The following is a 21,425-nucleotide window of genomic DNA, read 5'->3' as shown; positions in this document are numbered from 1 at the left end:
AGCAAGCTCGGCTCTACAGCCCCTCCGCGCGCAGCCAGCGCCACAGCGTGGTGCGTGAGACGCCCAGCGCCTGTGCCATGCCTTCGCGGTCATTGCGGTGTTCCTGCAGCAGTGCCTCCAGCTGCGCACGCGGCGGTCGCTTGCCGTTGCTTTCCACTGGCAGTGCCGCGACGCCTTCGTTAACCAGCTCAGGCGCCAGCTGCAGCAGTCGCGCGGCATCAATCAGCCCTTCACCGGGTTGCCAGTGGATGCGTAGTCGATCCACCAGATTGCGCAGTTCGCGCACGTTTCCGGGCCACTGGGCTGCGCTCAGCACCGCCAGTGCATCCTCATCAAATGGCGCGTCGATGCCACGCAGCTGGCGGAAGAAGTGCTGTGCCAGCAGCGGGATGTCACTGCGCCGCGCACGCAGCGGGGGCAGGGCGATGCGTAGTGCGGCCAGCCGGTAATACAGGTCGCGACGGAAGCCGCCGGTCGCCGCGTGCTGTTCCAGCGACTTCAGGGTGGCGGCCACCACGCGCAGGTCCACTGCGGTCGGTTCGGTAGCGCCGACACGCAGCACCTCGCGTTCTTCCAGCACGCGCAGCAGGCGGGTCTGCAACGGCAGCGGCAGTTCGCCGATCTCATCCAGGAACAACGTACCGCCATCGGCGGCCTCGACCAGGCCCACGCGACCACCGCGCCGTGCACCAGTGAAGGCACCATCGCTGTAGCCAAACAGTTCGGCTTCCAGCAGTGATTCGCTGATGGCGCCGCAGTTCAGCGCCACGAAGCGCCCGCGACGGCCGCTGGCGGCGTGCAGTTGACGCGCTACCAGTTCCTTGCCGGTGCCGGTTTCGCCGGTGACCAGCACCGTGCTGTCGTGCGGTGCGTAGAGCGCGATTTGAGCGCGTACCTGCGCCATCGCGTCGCTGTCGCCGAGCAGTTCGTGCGCGTCGCTGCGTACTGTCGGGCGTCGGCGCAGGGGCGGCCGGCTGCCCGTGGAGCGGGCCAGGGTCTGGGTCAGTTCGAGGGCGTGTTCGAACGCCTGCCGTACCGAATCGGCGGAGTACAGCAGCACGCCGGGCAGGCCGGCCTGCTCGGCATGGTCGATGGCCATGCCGGTGCCGACGATCACCTCGATGCCGTTGGCACGCAGGTCGGCAATGCAATCGCGTGCGTCCTCGCGGGTGACGAAGCGACGGTGCTCGATCTCCAGGCCGAAACTCTGCTGGAAGTTGCTGAACACCGGTACGTCGCTGGCGTGGGTGACCAGGCCGATGCGGCTGGCGATCCGTCGTGCCCGGGCCAGTGCTTCCATCAGGTCGAAGCCGTTGGCCTGGATCGGCACCAGTGGCAACTCCAGCCGCCCGCGCAGCCAGGCCGCATTGGAGCCGCCGGCGATCACTACGTCGCAGTGCTCGCGGCGCAGCCGTTGGCCGATCACGTCCACCGCTTCCTCGAAGCCGAGGTTGATCTGCTCGATGCGGGCACGGCGGTCGAACTCGGGAATGACGTCGCCCAACAGGCCGGTCAGGCGAGAGACGCTGACCGTCCAGATCACGGGGCGACCGGGGTCGGCGTCGGCGTGGCGCAGCGGGGAGCGGGGCAGGTACATGAGGGCAGCGATTGGTAGCAGTGTTTCATGATACATCTGTTTCAACGTTTCATATGTTTCACTGTTGCGGGGTGGTCATGCCTGTGAAATCAACGGCTTGCAGCTTGGCATGGGGCTTGCGCCCTCTGTCCCGTACTTCAACTTGGATCGCCGCATGACCGCTTCCGCCCCTTTCTCCGCCGGTGCCCGCTTCCGTGAGGCGCTGGCTGCCGAATCGCCGCTGCAGGTGATCGGCGCCATCAACGCCAACCACGCCCTGCTGGCCAAGCGCGCCGGCTTCCGCGCCATCTATCTGTCCGGCGGCGGTGTTGCCGCGGGCTCGCTGGGCCTGCCGGACCTGGGCATCAACACCCTGGAAGACGTGCTGGTGGACGTGCGCCGCATCACCGATGTCTGCGACCTGCCGTTGATGGTGGACATCGACACCGGCTTCGGCCCGAGCGCGTTCAACATCGCGCGCACCGTGAAGTCGCTGATCAAGGCCGGCGCGGCCGCCTGCCACATTGAAGACCAGGTCGGCGCCAAACGCTGCGGTCACCGTCCGGGCAAGGAGATCGTGTCGCAGGGTGAAATGGTCGACCGCGTGAAGGCGGCCGCCGATGCCAGGACCGATCCGGACTTCTTCCTGATCGCGCGTACCGACGCCATCCAGGTGGACGGCGTGGACAAGGCCATCGAGCGCGCCATCGCCTGTGTCGAGGCTGGTGCCGACGGCGTCTTCGCCGAGGCGGCCTACGACCTGGACACCTACCGCCGCTTCGTCGACGCGGTGAAGGTGCCGGTGCTGGCCAACATCACCGAATTCGGTGCCACCCCGCTGTTCAGCCGCGATGAACTGGCTTCGGCCGGTGTTGCGATCCAGCTGTTCCCGCTGTCGGCGTTCCGCGCGGCCAACAAGGCGGCCGAGAACGTCTACCAGGCGGTGCGCCGCGATGGCCACCAGCGCAATGTGGTGGAGACCATGCAGACCCGCGAGGAACTCTACGACCGCATCGGCTACCACGCCTTCGAGCAGCAGCTCGATGCGCTGTTCGCCGCCAAGAAATAAGCAGTACCCTGCACCATCAAGTTTCGGAGGGAAACATGAACGATACGACCGCAACCCCGACCTTCAAGCCGAAGAAGTCCGTCGCCCTGTCCGGCACCGCCGCCGGCAACACCGCGCTGTGCAGCGTGGGCCGCAGCGGCAACGACCTGCATTACCGTGGCTACGACATCCTGGACCTGGCCAACACCAGCGAGTTCGAGGAAATCGCCTACCTGCTGGTGCACGGCAAGCTGCCGACCCGCGCCGAGCTGGTTTCGTACAAGGCCAAGCTGAAGTCGCTGCGTGGCATCCCGGCCGCGGTGAAGGCCGCGTTGGAAGAACTGCCGCCGTCGGCACACCCGATGGACGTGATGCGCACCGGTGTGTCCGTGCTCGGCTGCGTGGCGCCGGAGAAGGATGACCACAACCATCCGGGCGCGCGCGACATTGCCGACAAGCTGATGGCCTGCCTCGGTTCGATGCTGCTGTACTGGTACCACTGGAGCCACAACGGCCGTGCCATCGACGTGGAAACCGACGATGACTCGATCGGTGGCCACTTCCTGCACCTGCTGCACGGCGAGAAGCCGCAGGACTCGTGGGTGAAGGCGATGCACACCTCGCTGATCCTGTACGCCGAGCACGAGTTCAACGCCTCGACCTTCACCTGTCGTGTCATCGCCGGTACCGGCAGCGACATGTACAGCGCGATCTGCGGTGGCATCGGCGCACTGCGTGGCCCGAAGCACGGCGGCGCCAATGAAGTGGCGTTCGAAGTGCAGAAGCGCTACGACAATCCGGATGAGGCCGAGGAAGACATCAAGGCCCGCGTCGAGCGCAAGGAAGTGGTGATCGGCTTCGGCCACCCGGTCTATACCGTCTCCGATCCGCGCAACAAGGTGATCAAGGACGTGGCCCGCGAGCTGTCCGAAGAACAGTCGAGCATGAAGATGTACGACATCGCCGAGCGCCTGGAATCGGTGATGTGGGACATCAAGAAGATGTTCCCGAACCTGGACTGGTTCAGCGCCGTCAGCTACCACATGATGGGCGTGCCGACCGCGATGTTCACCCCGCTGTTCGTGATCGCCCGCACCGCCGGCTGGAGCGCGCACATCATCGAGCAGCGCATCGACGGCAAGATCATCCGCCCGAGCGCCAACTACATCGGTCCGGAAGACCGCGACTTCGTCGCCATCGACAAGCGCGTCTGATCCACCTGCTGTCCCCATCCGGCCGGCCCTGTGCCGGCCGGGTGCTTTCGCCGCCGCATTGCCGGCACCCGGCCCGCCTCAAGCATTCCGCCAGCCCATGAATACCGATTACCGCAAGAACCTCCCCGGCAGCACGCTGGACTATTTCGATGCGCGCGCCGCCGTCGATGCGATCCAGCCCGGCGCCTACGCCACGCTGCCGTACACCTCGCGCGTGCTGGCCGAGAACCTGGTGCGCCGCTGCGATCCGGCCACGCTCGGCGACTCGCTGAAGCAGTTGATCGAGCGCCGCCGCGACCTCGATTTCCCATGGTTCCCCGCGCGCGTGGTCTGCCACGACATCCTCGGCCAGACCGCACTGGTTGACCTGGCCGGCCTGCGTGATGCGATCGCCGACAAGGGCGGTGACCCGGCCAAGGTCAATCCGGTGGTGCCGGTGCAGCTGATCGTCGACCACTCGCTGGCGGTGGAGTGCGGTGGTTTCGACCCGCAGGCGTTCGAGAAAAACCGTGCGATCGAGGATCGCCGCAACGAAGATCGTTTCCACTTCATCGACTGGACCAAGCAAGCGTTCCAGAACGTGGACGTGATTCCGCCGGGCAACGGCATCATGCACCAGATCAACCTGGAGAAGATGTCGCCGGTGGTCTACGTGCAGGACGGCGTGGCCTTCCCGGATACCTGCGTAGGCACCGACAGCCACACCCCGCACGTGGATGCGCTGGGCGTGATCGCAATCGGTGTGGGCGGCCTGGAAGCCGAGAACGTGATGCTCGGTCGTGCCTCGTGGATGCGGCTGCCGGACATCATCGGCGTCGAGCTGACCGGCAGGCCGCAGCCGGGCATCACCGCCACCGACGTGGTGCTGGCGCTGACCGAATTCCTGCGCAAGGAGCGCGTGGTCGGTGCGTACCTTGAATTCTTCGGCGAGGGGGCGGCGGCACTGACCATCGGTGACCGCGCCACCATCTCCAACATGTGCCCCGAATACGGCGCGACCGCCGCGATGTTCTACATCGACGGGCAGACCATCGATTACCTGCGCCTGACCGGCCGCGAGGAATCGCAGGTCGCGCTGGTGGAAAACTATGCGCGCACCACCGGGCTGTGGGCTGACGACCTGGCCACCGCACAGTACGAGCGCGTGCTGCGCTTCGACCTGTCCAGCGTGGTGCGCAACATGGCCGGCCCGTCCAACCCGCACAAGCGCGTGGCGACCGCCGAGCTGGCCGAGCGCGGCATCGCCGACGAGGCCAAGCTGGCAGCGGGCAAGGCCGAGCAGGCGCAGGGCCTGATGCCGGATGGCGCGGTGATCATCGCCGCCATCACCAGCTGCACCAACACCTCCAACCCGCGCAACGTGATCGCTGCCGGCCTGCTGGCACGCAAGGCCAATGAACGTGGCCTGCTGCGCAAGCCGTGGGTGAAGTCCTCGTTGGCGCCCGGCTCGAAGGCCGTGCAGCTGTACCTGGAAGAGGCAGGCCTGTTGCCGGACCTGGAAAAGCTGGGCTTCGGCATCGTTGCCTTCGCCTGCACCACCTGCAACGGCATGAGCGGCGCGCTCGATCCGGCCATCCAGCAGGAGATCATCGACCGGGACCTGTACGCCACGGCCGTGCTGTCGGGCAACCGCAACTTCGATGGCCGCATCCACCCGTATGCGAAGCAGGCGTTCCTGGCGTCGCCGCCGCTGGTGATCGCCTATGCCATCGCCGGCACCGTGCGCTTTGACATCGAGAAGGACGTGCTGGGCGTGGACGCCGACGGCAACGAGGTGCGCCTGAAGGACATCTGGCCGAGCGACGCCGAGATCGACGCCGTGGTCAAGGCATCGGTGAAGCCGGAGCAGTTCCGCCGCGTCTACAACCCGATGTTCAATGTGCGCGTGGAGCACGGCGCCGCGGTCAGCCCGCTGTACGACTGGCGCCCGCAGAGCACCTACATCCGCCGTCCGCCGTACTGGGAGGGCGCACTGGCCGGTGAGCGCACGCTGTCGGGCATGCGCGCGCTGGCGGTGCTGCCGGACAACATCACCACCGACCACCTGTCGCCGTCCAACGCGATCCTGGCCTCCAGTGCCGCCGGTGAATACCTGGCGAAAATGGGCCTGCCCGAAGAGGACTTCAATTCCTACGCGACCCACCGCGGCGACCACCTGACCGCGCAGCGCGCCACCTTCGCCAACCCGAAGCTGTTCAACGAGATGGTGCGCAACGACGACGGCAGCGTGAAGCAGGGTTCGCTGGCGCGCGTGGAGCCGGAAGGCAAGGTGATGCGCATGTGGGAAGCCATCGAGACCTACATGGAGCGCAAGCAGCCACTGATCATCATTGCCGGTGCCGACTACGGCCAGGGCAGCTCGCGTGACTGGGCCGCCAAGGGCGTGCGCCTGGCCGGCGTGGAAGCGATCGTGGCAGAAGGCTTCGAACGCATCCACCGCACCAACCTGATCGGCATGGGCGTGCTGCCGCTGGAGTTCAAGCCGGGCACCACCCGCCTGACCCTGGGCATCGATGGCACCGAGACCTTCGATGTGGTCGGCGAGCGCACCCCGCGCGCCGAGCTGACGCTGGTCATCCACCGCCGCGACGGCCAGGACGTGATCGTGCCGGTCACCTGCCGCCTGGACAGCGACGAGGAAGTGGCGATCTACGAAGCCGGTGGCGTGTTGCAGCGCTTCGCGCAGGACTTCCTGGAAGGCGCCAAGGTGGCGTGATACCGGCCTGAATGCCTGCCCCCGGAGGCTGGGGGCGGGCTTGTCCGACACCTGGGCAGGGCGCACACTGACTTGGCAAAAACTGCCAATGGAGAGTCTCATGGCCACCATGAACATTTCGCTGACCGACCCGCTCAAGCAGTTCGTGGACGAGGAAGTGCGTGAAGGCGGCTATTCCAGTACGTCGGACTACGTGCGTGACCTGATCCGCCAGCGCCAGCGCAGCAAGGCTGAAGAGCTGCTCAAGCAGTTGATAGCCGAGGGGCTGGCTTCTGGGCCTGGCGTCCCGGTGACGGCCGACACATTCGAGCGCATGCGTCGTGAACTGACCGAAAGGATGGAGCGTGAAGGCGATTGAATGGCGACCCAGGGCCGAAGCCGACGCAGCCGATGCCGCACTGTGGTTCGCACGGCAGGGTGGGCTGATACTGGGTCGGCGCTTTCTCGCCGAGTTGGAGGCCACGCTTCAACGCATCGCGGTATTTCCAGGCTCGGGTTCCACCCGGCACGCCGACCTCGCAGCACAGCTACCGGTGCCGTTGCGGTTCATGCTGGTTCCGGGCGTCGAACGCTACCTCGTCTATTACCTCGATCTACCGGACCGCGTGGACATCATGCGCGTGTGGTGCGTTGATCGTGGTCTTGACGCACTGATGCAAGACATTTCCTGAAATTCAAACGCGTGGATTCGACCATGACCTTCCTCCCGCAACTCCGTATTCCCGCCACCTACATGCGTGGTGGCACCAGCAAGGGCGTGTTCTTCCGCCTGCAGGACCTGCCGGAAGCCGCGCAGGTGCCAGGTGCCGCACGCGATGCGCTGCTGATGCGCGTGATCGGCTCGCCCGATCCGTATGGCAAGCAGACCGACGGCATGGGCGGCGCCACCTCCAGCACCAGCAAGTGCGTGATCATTTCCACCGCCTCGGTGCCTGACCACGACGTGGACTACCTGTACGGCCAGGTCTCGATCGACACCGCCTTCGTCGACTGGAGCGGCAACTGCGGCAACCTCAGCACCGCGGTGGGTCCGTTCGCGATCGCCAATGGCCTGATCGATCCGTCCCGCGTGCCGCGCGATGGCCTGTGCACCGTGCGCATCTGGCAGGCCAACATCGGCAAGACCATCATCGCCCACGTGCCGATGCGCGACGGCGAAGTGCAGGAGACCGGTGATTTCGAGCTGGATGGCGTGACCTTCCCGGCCGCCGAGATCCAGCTGGAGTTCATCGATCCGTCCGATGACGGCGATGCGGGCGCGATGTTCCCGACCGGCAATCTGGTCGACACCCTGGACGTGCCGGGCGTGGGCAGTTTCGAGGTGACCATGATCACCGCCGGCATTCCGACCATCTTCCTCAATGCGACCGACCTGGGTTACACCGGCACCGAACTGCAGCCTGCGATCAACGAGGACAAGGGGGCGCTGGAGCGCTTCGAGAAGATCCGCGCCTACGGCGCCTTGCGCATGGGGCTGATCAAGAACCTGGAAGATGCGGCCACGCGCCAGCACACGCCGAAGGTGGCCTTCGTGGCACCGGCGCAGGATTACGTGTCGTCCAGTGGCAAGGCCATTCCGGCCTCGGCGATCGACCTGCATGCACGTGCGTTGTCGATGGGAAAGCTGCACCACGCGATGATGGGTACCGCTGCCGTGGCGATCGGTACCGCAGCAGCGATTCCGGGCACGCTGGTCAATCGCGCGGCCGGCGGTGGCGAACGTGAAGCGGTGACCTTCGGTCATCCCTCGGGCACGTTGCGCGTGGGCGCGCAGGCCGGTCTCGTTGACGGACAGTGGACGGTGACCAAGGCCATCATGAGCCGCAGCGCCCGTGTGCTGATGGAAGGCAAGGTGCGGGTGCCGGCCGAATAGTGCTCTGGTAGATGCCTACCGTGGTTGGCATGCAAGCGCCAACCAAGGTTGGCGACTGCCGGGACGCGCGGCCTGACCTGCTTTCCGGCGAGGAGATCGACGATGTCCGACAACCACACCCCATCCAACGAGCGTGCAGCGTGGGATGCGCTGCTGGTGGGCATCGTCGACTACGTGCGCGACGCGCGCATCGACTCACCCCTGGCGTTCCAGACCGCGCACCACTGCCTGCTCGACACGCTGGGCTGTGGCCTGGAAGCGCTGTCCTTCCCGGCCTGCAGCAAACTGCTTGGTCCACTGGTGCCGGGCATCAGCGTGGTCAACGGCGCGCGCGTTCCGGGTACGCACTATGTGCTGGACCCGGTGCAGGCCGCCTTCAACATCGGCGCGATGGTGCGCTGGTTGGATTTCAACGATACCTGGCTGGCGGCCGAATGGGGGCACCCTTCGGACAACCTGGGGGGCATCCTTGCCGTCTGCGATTGGCTGGGGCGCAACGCGCAGGCCCTGCGGCGCCCCCCGCCGACCGTGCGCGACGTGCTGCTGGCGATGATCAAGGCGCACGAGATCCAGGGCGTGCTGGCGCTGGAAAATTCCTTCAACCGGGTCGGGCTGGACCACGTAGTGCTGGTCAAAGTGGCCACCACCGCCGTGGTTGCGCAGCTGCTCGGCCTGGATCGCGAGCGCATGCTCAATGCGTTGTCGCTGGCCTGGGTCGATGGCCAGTCCCTGCGCACCTACCGGCACGCACCCAACACCGGCTCGCGCAAGAGCTGGGCAGCCGGCGACGCGACCAGCCGGGGCGTGCGCCTGGCGCTGATGGCGGCCAGTGGCGAGATGGGCTACCCCAGTGTGCTCAGCGCGCCGACCTGGGGCTTTGAAGCGGTGTCGATGCATGGCAAGGCACTGACGCTGGGGCGACCGCTGGGCAGCTACGTGATGGAGAACGTGCTGTTCAAGATCAGCTACCCGGCCGAGTTCCACGGCCAGACCGCGGTGGAGGCGGCCATCACGCTGCACCAGCAGTTGCGCGCGATGGGGCGGCGGGTCGAGGACATCGCGCATATCGCGATCCGGACCCAGGAGGCCTGCATCCGCATCATCGACAAGCAGGGCCCGCTGCATAACCCGGCCGACCGCGACCACTGCGTCCAGTACATGGTCGCCATCGCGCTGCTGCACGGGCGGCTGGTGGCCGAGGATTACGAGGACGACGTTGCAGCTGATCCGCGCATCGATGCCCTGCGGGCGAAGATGGCCTGCCATGAGGATCCGCAGCTCAGCGCCGACTACCTGGACCCGGGCAAGCGCAGCATCGCCAATGGCCTGGGCGTGCGCTTCAGCGACGGTACTGAGCTGCCCGAGGTACTGGTGGAGTACCCGCTCGGCCATGCCCGGCGCCGGGAGGAAGGCATTCCGCTGCTGATGGACAAGTTCCGCCGGCACCTGGCCCACCGCTTCCCGACAGTCCAGCAGCAGCGCATCCTGGCGGCATCACTGGACCCGGTAGCGCTGGCGGCAATGCCGGTGACCGACTACGTGGACCTGTACCTGCCGGGGTAGGGCCGCTCTGGTAGAGGCCAACCTTGGTTGGCATGTGGGGGGCGCCAACCAAGGTTGGCGGCTACCGGGTCCCGGGCGGAACCGGGTTTCCGACCGCCGGGGCGCCAACGCCTTGACGCGGCCTGCCTATAATGGCCACCTCGATCAAGGAGTGACGACATGAGCGGTCCGGCACGGCGGAAGCGGTGGGGATGGGCGGCGGCGGTACTGGCAGGAGGCCTGTTGCTGGGCCTGGCCGGCTGCCGCAACGACAGCGGGCAGCTGCCCAAGGCCAGTGGCGAGGCGATCACCACCAAGGCCGAGCAGGTGAAGGAATTCACCCTGCTGCGCGCCTACCCGGACCAGAAGAATGACGGCCTGTCGCTGGCGCTGGAGTTCTCGCGCCCGCTGGTCGGCACCCAGGATTTCGACACGCTGGTGCGCTTCGAGGAGAAGGTCGGCACCGAAGACAGCAGCTGGACGCTGTCCGATGACGGCCTGACCCTGCGCTACCCGTTCGTCGAGGCCGGCAAGGAGTTCAGCCTGGTGGTCTCGCCGGATCTGCTGGCCGCCGATGGCAGCCGCCTGGGCAAGGAACTGAAGCAGAAGGTGTTCAGCGGCGAGCTGAAGCCGGTGGTTGGCTTCGCCTCGCAGGGCAGCGTGCTGCCTGCCAAGGACAGCCGTGGCCTGCCGGTGGTCTCGGTGAACGTGCCGGAAGTCGACGTCGAATTCCTGCGCGTGCGCGAGAAGGATCTTCCGACCTTCTTCAGCCAGTACCAGCGCGGCGGCCGCCGTGGCAGCTGGGAGCTGAGCAGCGACTACGAGCGCAGCCCGATCAACAAGCTGGCCGAGCCGGTGTACGTCAACCGTTTCATCCTGGGGGGCAAGAAGAACGAGCGGGTGCTGACCTACCTGCCGACCCAGGACATCAAGGAACTGCAGGAGCCGGGCCTGTACTTCGCCCTGCTCAAGCGCACCGGTGACTACGAGGGCGAGTTCGATACCGCGTTCTTCTCGGTCAGCGACATCGGCCTGCATACCCGCGCCTACAAGGACAAGCTGTTCGTGCACACCGCCGGCCTCAAGGACGGCGCGCCGCTGAAGGGCATCGACCTGCGCGTGCTCGACGCCAAGGGCGAGGTGGTGCTGAAGGGCAGCACCGACGGCAACGGCAATGCGCTGCTGAACTACACCCTGGATGCCACCCACGTGCTGGTCGCCAGCAGTGGCAAGGACACCAGCTTCCTACCGTTCAACCAGCCGGCGCTGGACCTGAGCGAGTTCGCCGTGGCCGGCCGCGACAACGCGTGGTTCGATGTCTATGCCTGGTCCGGGCGCGACCTGTACCGCCCGGGCGAGACCGTGCGCCTGTCCGCGTTGCTGCGCGACAACGACGGCAAGCCGGTCAAGGCGCAACCGGTGTTCCTGCGGCTGAAGCAGCCCGACGGCAAGACCTTCCGCGAGACCCGCCTGCAGCCAGGCGACCAGGGCTACATCAATTTCGAGCAGGTGATCCCCGCCGAGGCGCCGACCGGCCGCTGGCAGCTCGAGTTCCGCACCGACCCGGCCAGCAAGGAAGCGATCCAGGGCATGACCCTGCGCATCGAGGAGTTCCTGCCCGAACGCATGAAGCTGGACCTGGACAGCGCGCAGAAGACGCTGAAGCCGGGTGAGGACCTGCGCCTGCAGGCCAATGGCGCCTACCTGTATGGCGCACCGGCCGATGGCAACCGCTTCACCGCACGCATGGCGGTGGCCGCCGAACAGAAGCCGGTGGACGGCCTGCCGGGCTATTTCTTCGGTGACCCGACCCTGCAGCTGCCGCGCGAGGCCAAGGACGTGATCGACACCACGCTGCCGGCCAATGGCCAGCTGCGCGAGGATGTGGCGTTGCCGGAAGAGGCCGCCAAGGCCAAGGCGCCGATCGCCGTGGTGCTGTCCGGCAGCCTGTATGAAACCGGCGGCCGCACAGTCACCCGCACCCTGAAGCGGGTAATGTGGCCCGCCAATGCGCTGGTCGGCGTGCGGCCGCTGTTCAACCCGGACGATGGCGCCGATTCCAACGGCAACGCGCGCTTCGAGCTGATGCGCGTGGATGCCGCTGGTACGCCACAGCCGGCCAAGGGCCTGAAGATCACCCTGGTGCGCGAGCTGCGCGACTACCACTGGACCTTCAACGACAACCGCTGGGATTACGATTTCACCCGCCGTTTCGAGAACAAGGAAACCCGAACCGTCGATGCCGGCAACAGCGCGGTCGCCTTTGATTTCCCGGTGGAGTGGGGCGAGTACCGGGTGGACGTGTTCGATCCGTCCACCGGCCTGACCAGCCGCTACCCGTTCCGTGCCGGCTGGAGCTGGGGCGATGACAACCGTGGCCTGGATGCACGCCCGGACAAGGTCAAGCTGGGCCTGGACAAGACCGGTTACAAGGCCGGTGACACCCTGGAGGTGACGGTGACCCCGCCGCACGCCGGCAAGGGCATCCTGATGGTCGAGACCGACCGCATGCTGTACGTGCAGGACATCGAGGCCAAGCCGGGGTCGACCTTCAAGATTCCGGTCACCGCCGACTGGGAACGCCACGACGTCTACATCACTGCGCTGGTGTTCCGTGGCGGCAGTGCGCCGAGCAAGATCACCCCGGCCCGTGCCGTGGGCGTGGTGCATGTGCCGATGGACCGCAAGGGCCGCACAGTGGCCGTCGGCCTGGTCGCGCCCAAGCAGATGCGGCCCGAGCAGGACCTGCCGGTAACCGTCAGTGCGCCGCAGCTGGCCGGCAAGACCGCGCACGTCACCGTTTCGGCGGTGGACGTGGGCATCCTCAACATCACCCGTTTCCCGGTGCCCGATGCCGGTGCACACTTCTTTGCCCAGCGTCGCCTCGGTATCGATGCCTACGACATCTACAGCCGGGTGATCGAGAGCTTCGATGGTGGCAGCGGCAAGCTGAAGTTCGGCGGCGACATGGCGCTGCAGGCATTGCCGCAGGCCAAGCGCCCGACCGCGCGCGTGCAGACCGTGGACCTGTTCTCCGGCCCGGTACAGCTCGATGCCAAGGGCAATGCCCGCATCCGCCTGAAAGTGCCGGACTTCAACGGCACCCTGCGCGTGTCGGCGCTGGTCTACAGCGATGACCAGTACGGCAAGCGCGACGTGGAAACCATAGTGCGCGCACCGATCCTGGCCGAAGCCAGCATGCCGCGCGTGCTGGCCCCGGGCGACCGCAGCACCGTGACCCTGGACGTGCAGAACTTCACCGGCAAGCCGGGCCAGTTCAACGTGAAGGTGGAAACCGAGGGCCCGTTGAACCTGGGCGAGGGCAGCCGCAGCGTGCAGTTGAATGCCGACGCCAAGACCACGCTGAGCTTCCCATTGTCGGCACGCGAAGGCCACAGCGTGGCCAAGGTGCGGGTGCGGGTGGACGGCAACGGCTTCAAGGCCGATCGCCGCTACGACCTGCCGGTGCGTGCGGCGTGGCCGCAGGTGCTGCGTTCGCAGGTGCGTACGCTCGATCCACTGGCGGCGGTCAGCCTCGACAACAGCCTGACCGATGGCCTGATGTCCGAGTCGGTCAATGCCCGCCTGCTGGTCAGCCCGCTGCCGCCGATTCCGTTCGCCAGTGCACTGCAGGGCGCGCTGAACTATCCATATGGCTGTGCCGAGCAGACCACCAGCAAGGGTTACGCCGCGCTGATCCTGGACCAGGCGACGTCGTCGATGCTCGGTGCCGACGGCCTGGATGCCAAGACCCGTCGCGAGCGCATGGAAGGTGCGTTCGGTCGCCTGGCGTCGATGCAGGTGGCCAACGGCAACTTCTCGATGTGGGGTGACGACGGCTACGTGAACCCGTGGCTGACGCCGTACATCACCGAGTTCCTGCTCGATGCCAAGGACGCCGGTTTTGCGGTGCCTGACAACGTGCTGCAGAAGGCGCTCAACCGCCTGAGCGAGGATCTGCTGTCCGGCGGCAATCAGTTCTACGGCCAGGATGACCGCGAGAAGCTGAAGTTCGCCAACCAGGCCTATTCGGGCTACGTGCTGGCCCGGGTCAACCGTGCGCCGCTGGGTACCCTGCGCACGCTGTACGACAACGAGCGCAGCAAGGCGGTGGGCGGCCTGTCGCTGGTCCACCTGGGCGTGGCGCTGTCACTGCAGGGCGATGCCAAGCGTGGCCAGGCCGCGCTGGCGGCGGCCTTCGCCAAGTCCAGCAGCGAGCGCCCGTCGTACTTCGGCGACTACGGCAGCGCGATCCGCGATGACGCGCTGATGATCGCGCTGACCCACGAGAACAAGTTGGCCAAGCCGGCCTGGGACGCGCGCGCGGTCGACCTCGGTCGTGGCCTGGATGCGCGCCGCAATGCCGGCTGGATGTGGCTGAGCACGCAGGAGCAGGTGGCGATTGCCCGCCTCGGCAAGGCGCTCGCCGCCAACCAGAAGGCGCTGGTAGCCGGTGAGCTGGTGATCGGTGGCACCACCGAAGCGATCGGCGAGCGCAAGCTGTTCGGACGCAACTTCAGCGCCAGCGAGCTGGCCAGTGGCGTGCGCTTCACCCCGCAGGGGCAACCGCCGATGTTCGCCAGCATCGACGTGGCCGGTATCCCGCGCAGTGCACCGGCACCGGACAACAGCGTAGTGGGTATTGAACGCAGTTACTTCGGTACCGATGGCAAGCCGTGGTCGCCGCGCCCGCTGAAGGAAGGCGAAGCGCTGATCGTGCGCGTCACCGTTACCGCCGACACCACGATGCCCGATGCACTGCTGACCGACCTGCTGCCGGCGGGCCTGGAGATCGAGAACTTCAACCTGGGCGATGCCAAGCAGTGGGCCGACGTGGTGGTCGATGGCATCACCATCAGCGACCGGGGTGAGGCCGCCGATACCAAGCACGAGGAGTTCCGCGACGACCGCTACGTGGCTGCGCTGAAGCTCTCGCGTGGCAGCAAGGCCAACGTGTTCTACCTGGTGCGCGCGGTGACCCCGGGTACCTACTCGGTGCCGCCGCCGCTGGTGGAGGACATGTACCGGCCGCAGCTACGCGGTGTCGGCCGCAGCAACCCGACCACGATCACGGTGGTACAGCCGTGACCGCGCGGACGGGCCGCGACGGCGCGGCCCGTCCTGCTGGCAACCCGCAATGAAGAACACGATGACGACCCGGCTGGCGACCCTGCGCCGCCGGTGGCGGCCGCTGTGGCCGTGGCTGCGCTGGGGCATGGCCGCTGCGCTGGCGCTGCTGCTGGTGCTGGATTTCGCCTTCCCGCCGCCGCTGCCGAAGCAGCGTGATACCAGCACACTGGTGGTGGCTGCCGACGGCACGCCATTGCGCGCGTTTGCCGATGCCGAGGGCGTGTGGCGCTATCCGGCCTCGATCGACAGCGTCTCACCGCTGTACCTGCAGGCGTTGCTGACCTATGAAGACCGCTGGTTCTGGCGCCATCCGGGCATCAACCCGCTGGCGATCCTGCGGGCCAGCGGCCAGCTGCTGCGCGGCGGCCGCATCGTGTCCGGTGGCTCGACCCTGACCATGCAGGTCGCGCGCATTCTCGATCCGCACTCACGCACCCCGTGGGGCAAGCTGAAGCAGATGCTGCGTGCGGTGCAGCTTGAGGTGCACCTGAGCAAGCAGCAGATCCTGGCCCTGTACCTGGAGCGTGCACCCTACGGCGGCACCATCGAAGGCGTGGAAGCGGCCAGCTGGGCCTATCTGGGCAAGCCGGCGGCGCAGCTGTCGCATGCCGAGGCTGCGCTGCTGGCGGTGCTGCCACAGGCGCCCAGCCGGCTGCGCCCGGACCGCCATCCGGAAGCTGCGCAGAAGGCGCGCGACAAGGTGCTGTCACGCATGGCCGAACTGGGCGCGTGGACACCGGAAGAAGTGGAGGATGCGCGCGTCGAGAATGTCGTGGCGCGTTCGCTGCGCCCTCCCTTGCACGCCGCGCTGCTGGCGCAGCGCCTGCACTCGGCGCATCCGGGCCAGGCACGCATCCAGAGCAGCATCGACATCGGCCTGCAGCGCACGCTGGAAGAGCGCGTGGCCAGCTATTTCTCGACGCTGCCCGAGCGTACCTCCGCGGCCCTGCTGGTGGTCGACAACCGGACCCTGCAGGCACGCGCCTATGTCGGCACATTGTCCTTCGGTGACCGCCAGCGGCTGGGTCACGTGGACATGGTGCAGGCCTGGCGTTCGCCAGGCTCCACGCTCAAGCCGTTCCTGTACGCGATGGCGCTGGACGATGGCCTGATCCATTCGGAAAGCCTGCTGGTCGATGCACCGCAGAGTTTCGGCAGCTACCGCCCCGGCAACTTCGACATGGCCTTCAATGGGCCCATCGGTGCCTCCAGCGCATTGCGGCTGTCGCTCAACGTACCGTCGGTGGACCTGCTGCAGCGGGTCGGCGCGGCGCGCTTCGCTGCCCGCCTGTCGCACGCCGGGATCCAGCTGCGCTTCCCGCCGGGCAGTACGCCCAACTTGTCGCTGATCCTGGGCGGCACCGGCGCGCGCCTGGAAGACCTGGTCGGCGCGTTCGCCGCGCTCAACCGGAGCGGTATCGCCGGCCGCGTGCGTTATACCGACGACGAGCCCATGATCGAGCGGCGCCTGGCCTCGCCGGGCGCCAGCTGGATCGTGCGCGAGATGCTCGAATCAAACCCGCGCCCGGGATACAGCGCCGGGACGTTCGATGTCGGTGGCCGCCCGCGCGTGGCGTGGAAGACCGGCACCAGTTACGGGTACCGCGATGCGTGGGCGATCGGCAGTACCCGCCACTACACGGTGGGCGTGTGGGTGGGCCGGCCGGACGGTACTCCGTTGCCGGGCCAGTACGGCGCGGTCACCGCGCTGCCGCTGATGTTCGAAGTGGTGGACAGCCTGCCGCGCCAGCGTGGTGATTCGGCGGCCGCGCCGATGCCGGCCAGTGTCAGCCAGGAAGACATCTGCTGGCCCACTGGCGAACGTGCCGAGGGACTGCCGGCTGCACTGTGCCAGCGCAGGATGCCAGCCTACCTGCTCGATGGCGTCGCACCGCCGACCTTCCCGGAGCGCGAGGCGCGGCGCTGGCAGCCGGGGCGTCAACGTTACCTGGCCGATGCGCGGACCGGTCTGCGTGTCTCCGCTGATTGCCGTTTGCCGCATGAGGAAGTCGCGCGTGAGATCGCGCGCTGGCCGGCGCTGTTGTCGCCGTGGCTGCCCAAGGCCACGCGCGACGCCTCGCAGCTGCCGGCGCTGTCGCCGGACTGCCGTGATGATGGCCGGGAGGCCAGCGTCGCGCTGCACATCGATGGCCTCAATGATGGCGCCGCACTGGCGCGTGCCCCCAACGCCGAACATGGCGTACGCCTGCAGCTGCGCGCGCTGGGCAGCGAGCAGGCGGTGGACTGGTTGCTGGACGGCCGCTGGATCGCGCAGACCCACGGCGCGCAGTTGATGCAGCGCGAGTTCGCCGATCCCGGGGCGCATACCCTGACCGCCTTGGCCGCGGACGGCGCGTGGACCCAGGTACGGTTCAACGTGCTGCGGTAGGTGCCGACCTTGGTCGCCGCTTTCCGTATATTTGCGACGCTGTTGTAGAGCCGAGCCCATGCTCGGCTGCTCTTGCGACGTGCGTGGTGCAGTCAGCCGAGCATGGGCTCGGCTCTACAACGCGGCAGATGGCAGCGAGCGTGTGGCGTAACCGCTATTCTCCGATCCACCCATCCAGCAGATCGGCGAACTCGTCGGCGTGTTCCTCTTCCTGCGCCAGGATCTCTTCGAGGATGCGCTTGGTGGTGGTATCGCGGTCGCCGATGAAGTTGATCATCTCGCGGTAGCTGTCGATGGCGATGCGTTCGGCCACCAGGTTCTCGCGGACCATGTCGCGCAGGTCGCTGCCTTCCTTGTATTCGGCATGCGAGCGCGCGGTCAGCGTATCCGGGTTGAAGTCGGGCTCGCCGCCGAGCTGCACGATGCGCTCGGCCAGCTTGCCGGCATGCGCCTGTTCCTGCTGTGCATGTTCAAGGAACTCGGCTTTCACCGCGTCGGCCAGCATGCCCTTGGCCATGAAGTAGTGCCGGTAGTAGCGCAACACGCACACGTACTCGGTGGCCAGTGCGTCGTTGAGTAGCTTGATCACCACCTTGCGGTCGGCGCTGTAGCTGTCGGTGATCGCACCATCCTCGATGTTGCGCCGGGCGCGCTCGCGCAGGGCCGTGCGCTCGCTGATGCCGGGAATCTGCGCGGCGGGCTTGGGGGCTTTGGCTGGCTTGCTGGACATGGCTGGCCGTTTCCTCTTGCGGTGGGAGATCAGGTGGGCAGGTGCTCCAGCACGTAGTCGGCCGAAGACACTTCGAATTGACCGGGCTGTTCAACCCAGGCGGCGCGGACCACGCCGTCGACCACGTACAGGGCGAAACGGCGCGCGCGGATGCCCATGCCCGAGGCACTGGCGTCGAGCTCCAGGCCGAGCGCGCGGGTCAGTTCGGCATTGCCGTCGGACAGCATCAGCAGGCCGTCGGGCACGTGCTGATCGGCGGCCCAGGCCTTCATCACGAACGGGTCGTTGACGGCCATGCAGTAGACATCGATGCCGCGCTGGCGGAAGGCCTCGAATTTCTCGACGTAGCCGGGCAGGTGGCGGGCCGAGCACGTCGGCGTGAACGCGCCGGGCACGGCGAACAGCACCACCTTGCGCGCGTCGAACAGCGAATGCGTATCAAGCGTTTCAATGCCCTCGCGGATGCGCTTGAGGGTCACTTCCGGAATGCGGTCGCCGACATGGATGGTCATGGGGGAACTCCTTGCTGGGGCAGCGTAGTGGGCCGGATGGGACAGGGACGTCAAGACATTGGAAAACCGGCGTGCAGGCCCCATCTTCAGGCTTTGCGGAGCGGGCTTCCAGCCATAGCCTGGGGCAGGGCGATGGCAACCGCATTGCGCAGGATCAGTCGGCCTCACTGGCGCCGCACGAGGGGCGGCGGAGCATCGCCGGCGCGTAGAATGAACCCGGGGCGGCGCCACCGGCGCGGCCGAAGCAGATCGAGGTAGCTGGATGGAATTCAAGGATTACTACGCCACCCTGGGGGTGGAACCGAGCGCGGGCGAGGCGGAGATCAAGACCGCCTACCGGCGGCTGGCACGCAAGTACCACCCGGACGTCAGCAAGGAAGCCGGGGCGGAGGACAAGTTCAAGGCGGTCAACGAGGCCTACGAGGCGCTGCGCGATCCGGAAAAGCGCGCGGCCTACGACCAGCTGCGCGCGCAGGGCTATCGCCCGGGCGAGGAGTTCAACGTGCCGCCGAACTACGGCGGCGCCGGTGGTTTCAACTTCGAGGAAGTGTTCGGGGGTGGTGGCGCCAACGGCGGCTTCAGCGACTTCTTCGAAAGCCTGTTCGCGCGCCAGCGCGGCGGTGCCGGTCCTGGCCCGGGGTTCAGCAGCCAGGGCCATGCCCCCAACCGCGACACCCGTGCCAAGCTGTCGGTACCGTTGGAAGCAGCCTACAGCGGCGACAGCCTGCGCATCACCGTCAACGGCAAGCAGCTGGACGTGCGCGTGCCCAAGGGCATCCGTCCGGGCCAGGTGATCCGCCTGGCGGGGCAGGGCAACCATGGCGGCAACCTGCTGCTGGAAGTGGAGTACGCCGCACACCCGCAGTTCGAGGTCGATGGCCGCAACATCCTCTACACCTTGCCGGTCACGCCGTGGCAGGCCGCGCTGGGCACCAGCATCAGCGTGCCGACCCTGGGCGGCGCGGTGGAACTGAAGATCCCGGCCGATTCGGATGCCGGGCGCAAGCTGCGCCTGCGCGGGCGGGGCCTGCCGGGCAATCCGGAGGGCGACCAGATCGTCGAGATCGAGATCGTGGCCCCGGCCGCGACCGACGAGGCGCAGAAGAAGGCCTACCGGAACCTGGCCAAGGCGTTTGGCGAGACGATCTGAGACGCCTTCCGGTAGTGCCGGCCGCTGGCCGGCTGAGGTTTGATTGCCGGCCAGCGGCCGGCACTACCGCGCACGGCTCAGCCCTGCCCGGCGAACACGCGCTCCAGCACTTCGGACAGCTCGTCTTCCGAGAACGGCTTGGTGATGTAGGCCTTGGCGCCCTGGCGCATGCCCCACATGCGATCGGTGTCCTGGTCCTTGGTGGTCACCAGGATCACCGGGATATGCCGGGTCGCCTCGTCGCGGGCGAGGGTGCGGGTGGCCTGGAAGCCGTTGAGATTGGGCATCACCACGTCCATCAGGACCAGGTCGGGCAGCTCGGCCTTGGCGGTTTCGACCCCGGCCGCGCCATCGGTGGCGGTCAGGATCTGGTGCCCGAGCTTCTCGACGATGCGCTGTATGCCCAACAGCTGCGACGGTGAGTCGTCGACGATCAGAATGCGTGCCATGTTGTTCCCCATGTAATGCCCGCAGTGTAGTGCGGGCTCATTACCGGCGGGAGGGGCGCATCTGCCGTCCGTCGCCTGCCTGCGACGTTCAGTCGATCCGCACCACGGTGCGGCCCAGCGATCCGCCCGCCAGCATCCGCTCGAACACGGCCGGCAGGCCATCGAGGCCGACCTCCGCGGTACAGATGCGGTCCAGGTGCTGCGGTTTCCATTCGTTGCCCAGTCGCGCCCAGACGTCCTCGCGCAGCCCGCGTGGCGCATTGGCCGAAGACACGCCCAGCAGCGACACACCACGCAGGATGAACGGCATCACCGTCATGTCCAGGGTCGGGCTGGCCGCCAGGCCGGCACTGACCACGCTGCCGTAGGGCGTGGTCTGCGCCAGCAGGCTGGCGAGCATGGCGCCGCCGGCATTGTCCAGGCCCCCGCCGAAGCGCGCGGTCTGCAACGGGCCGGTATCGGCCAAGGCCTCGCGTGGCAGAACCTCGCTGGCGCCGATGTCGCGCAGGAAGCGGGCCTGCTCCGGCTTGCCGCTGACGGCGTGCACGGTATAGCCGGCGCGGCTGAAGATCGACAGTGCCAGCGCACCGACACCGCCGCTGGCGCCGGTGACCGCCAGCGGTCCAAGCTCCGGGCTCTGCCGGTTGTCCTGCATGCGCAGCAGCGCCAACGCCGCGGTGAAGCCGGCGGTGCCCAGCACCATCGCCTCGCGTGGGCTCAGCCCGGCCGGCTGGGCGATCACCGCACGCGACTCCAGCCGCACATACTGGCTGTAGCCGCCGTCGCGGGTCTCGCTGAGGCCGCAGCCGGTGGCCAGCACCGCGTCGCCTTCACGCCATTCCGGATCGGTGCTGGCGACCACGGTGCCGGCTACGTCGATGCCCCCCACCAGCGGGAAGCGGCGCAGGATCTTTCCCTTGCCGGTGCCGGCCAGGGCGTCCTTGTAGTTGACCGAGGACCAGCTGGCGCGGATCAGAACCTGGCCGGGGCTGAGGTCTTCGACCTTGAGCTGGGCCAGGCCGCTGCGGTAACCGGCGTCGTCGTTTTCGATGCGGAAGGCGGTGAACGGGGTGGTGGGGGCCATCGGCATTGCCTG

The 21,425-nt window shown here is 67.3% G+C and carries 15 protein-coding genes; 10 read left to right on the top strand and 5 right to left on the bottom strand.

What is annotated here, in order from left to right:
• Positions 1 to 13: 13 nt before the first annotated feature.
• Positions 14 to 1,597: a propionate catabolism operon regulatory protein PrpR gene (gene prpR / locus AC2A1N_RS06920; protein WP_061478858.1), complete on the bottom strand. Its 1,584-nt coding sequence runs from the start codon at positions 1,595 to 1,597 to the stop codon at positions 14 to 16.
• A 154-nt stretch (positions 1,598 to 1,751) separates the two neighbouring features.
• Here prpR and prpB point away from each other — a divergent pair, with 154 nt between their 5' ends.
• The 9 genes from prpB to pbpC all read left to right on the top strand — a co-directional run bounded on the left by prpB (position 1,752) and on the right by pbpC (position 17,488).
• A complete protein-coding gene (gene prpB, locus AC2A1N_RS06915; protein ID WP_061478857.1) occupies positions 1,752 to 2,645 on the top strand; it encodes a methylisocitrate lyase in 894 nt (297 codons plus the stop codon).
• Between the two features lie 35 nt (positions 2,646 to 2,680).
• A complete protein-coding gene (gene prpC, locus AC2A1N_RS06910) occupies positions 2,681 to 3,838 on the top strand; it encodes a bifunctional 2-methylcitrate synthase/citrate synthase (protein ID WP_005418357.1) in 1,158 nt (385 codons plus the stop codon).
• A 97-nt stretch (positions 3,839 to 3,935) separates the two neighbouring features.
• Positions 3,936 to 6,554, top strand: a complete 2,619-nt coding sequence (gene acnD, locus AC2A1N_RS06905) for a Fe/S-dependent 2-methylisocitrate dehydratase AcnD (protein ID WP_181357842.1) — start codon at positions 3,936 to 3,938, stop codon at positions 6,552 to 6,554.
• 100 nt (positions 6,555 to 6,654) lie between these two features.
• Positions 6,655 to 6,912 carry a type II toxin-antitoxin system ParD family antitoxin gene (locus AC2A1N_RS06900; protein WP_019338677.1) on the top strand — a complete coding sequence of 86 codons (258 nt, stop codon included), beginning with the start codon at positions 6,655 to 6,657 and terminating at the stop codon, positions 6,910 to 6,912.
• Positions 6,899 to 7,225 carry a type II toxin-antitoxin system RelE/ParE family toxin gene (locus AC2A1N_RS06895; protein WP_061478855.1) on the top strand — a complete coding sequence of 109 codons (327 nt, stop codon included), beginning with the start codon at positions 6,899 to 6,901 and terminating at the stop codon, positions 7,223 to 7,225. Before AC2A1N_RS06900 ends, AC2A1N_RS06895 begins: the two co-directional genes overlap by 14 nt.
• Positions 7,226 to 7,248: 23 nt before the next feature.
• Positions 7,249 to 8,427, top strand: coding sequence for a 2-methylaconitate cis-trans isomerase PrpF (gene prpF, locus AC2A1N_RS06890; protein WP_058981167.1), 1,179 nt, complete (start codon positions 7,249 to 7,251; stop codon positions 8,425 to 8,427).
• A 102-nt stretch (positions 8,428 to 8,529) separates the two neighbouring features.
• The gene (locus tag AC2A1N_RS06885; RefSeq protein ID WP_061478854.1) at positions 8,530 to 9,990 is read left to right on the top strand and encodes a bifunctional 2-methylcitrate dehydratase/aconitate hydratase; all 1,461 of its coding nucleotides are present in this window, start codon (positions 8,530 to 8,532) and stop codon (positions 9,988 to 9,990) included.
• 159 nt (positions 9,991 to 10,149) lie between these two features.
• Positions 10,150 to 15,057, top strand: a complete 4,908-nt coding sequence (locus AC2A1N_RS06880; RefSeq protein WP_061478853.1) for an alpha-2-macroglobulin family protein — start codon at positions 10,150 to 10,152, stop codon at positions 15,055 to 15,057.
• Positions 15,058 to 15,106: 49 nt separating this feature from the next.
• The gene (gene pbpC, locus AC2A1N_RS06875; RefSeq protein WP_061478852.1) at positions 15,107 to 17,488 is read left to right on the top strand and encodes a penicillin-binding protein 1C; all 2,382 of its coding nucleotides are present in this window, start codon (positions 15,107 to 15,109) and stop codon (positions 17,486 to 17,488) included.
• A gap of 154 nt (positions 17,489 to 17,642) precedes the next feature.
• Here pbpC and AC2A1N_RS06870 read toward each other — a convergent pair whose 3' ends face one another.
• The gene (locus tag AC2A1N_RS06870; protein ID WP_061478851.1) at positions 17,643 to 18,218 is read right to left on the bottom strand and encodes a ferritin-like domain-containing protein; all 576 of its coding nucleotides are present in this window, start codon (positions 18,216 to 18,218) and stop codon (positions 17,643 to 17,645) included.
• 29 nt (positions 18,219 to 18,247) lie between these two features.
• A complete protein-coding gene (locus tag AC2A1N_RS06865) occupies positions 18,248 to 18,730 on the bottom strand; it encodes a peroxiredoxin (protein WP_061478850.1) in 483 nt (160 codons plus the stop codon).
• A gap of 262 nt (positions 18,731 to 18,992) precedes the next feature.
• Between AC2A1N_RS06865 and AC2A1N_RS06860 the strand changes: the two genes are divergently transcribed.
• Complete coding sequence (locus AC2A1N_RS06860) at positions 18,993 to 19,880, top strand: DnaJ C-terminal domain-containing protein (protein WP_061478849.1); 888 nt, start codon at positions 18,993 to 18,995, stop codon at positions 19,878 to 19,880.
• 77 nt (positions 19,881 to 19,957) lie between these two features.
• Here AC2A1N_RS06860 and pilH read toward each other — a convergent pair whose 3' ends face one another.
• Entirely contained in the window at positions 19,958 to 20,329 is a 372-nt protein-coding gene (gene pilH / locus AC2A1N_RS06855; protein WP_005410644.1) for a twitching motility response regulator PilH, read from the bottom strand.
• A gap of 88 nt (positions 20,330 to 20,417) precedes the next feature.
• On the bottom strand, positions 20,418 to 21,413 hold the full coding sequence (locus AC2A1N_RS06850) for a YhdH/YhfP family quinone oxidoreductase (RefSeq protein ID WP_061478848.1): 996 nt from the start codon (positions 21,411 to 21,413) through the stop codon (positions 20,418 to 20,420).
• Positions 21,414 to 21,425 lie beyond the last annotated feature (12 nt).

The sequence above is a fragment of the Stenotrophomonas maltophilia group sp. SKK55 genome (assembly GCF_057179845.1).
This window is presented reverse-complemented; position numbering and strand designations above follow the sequence as displayed.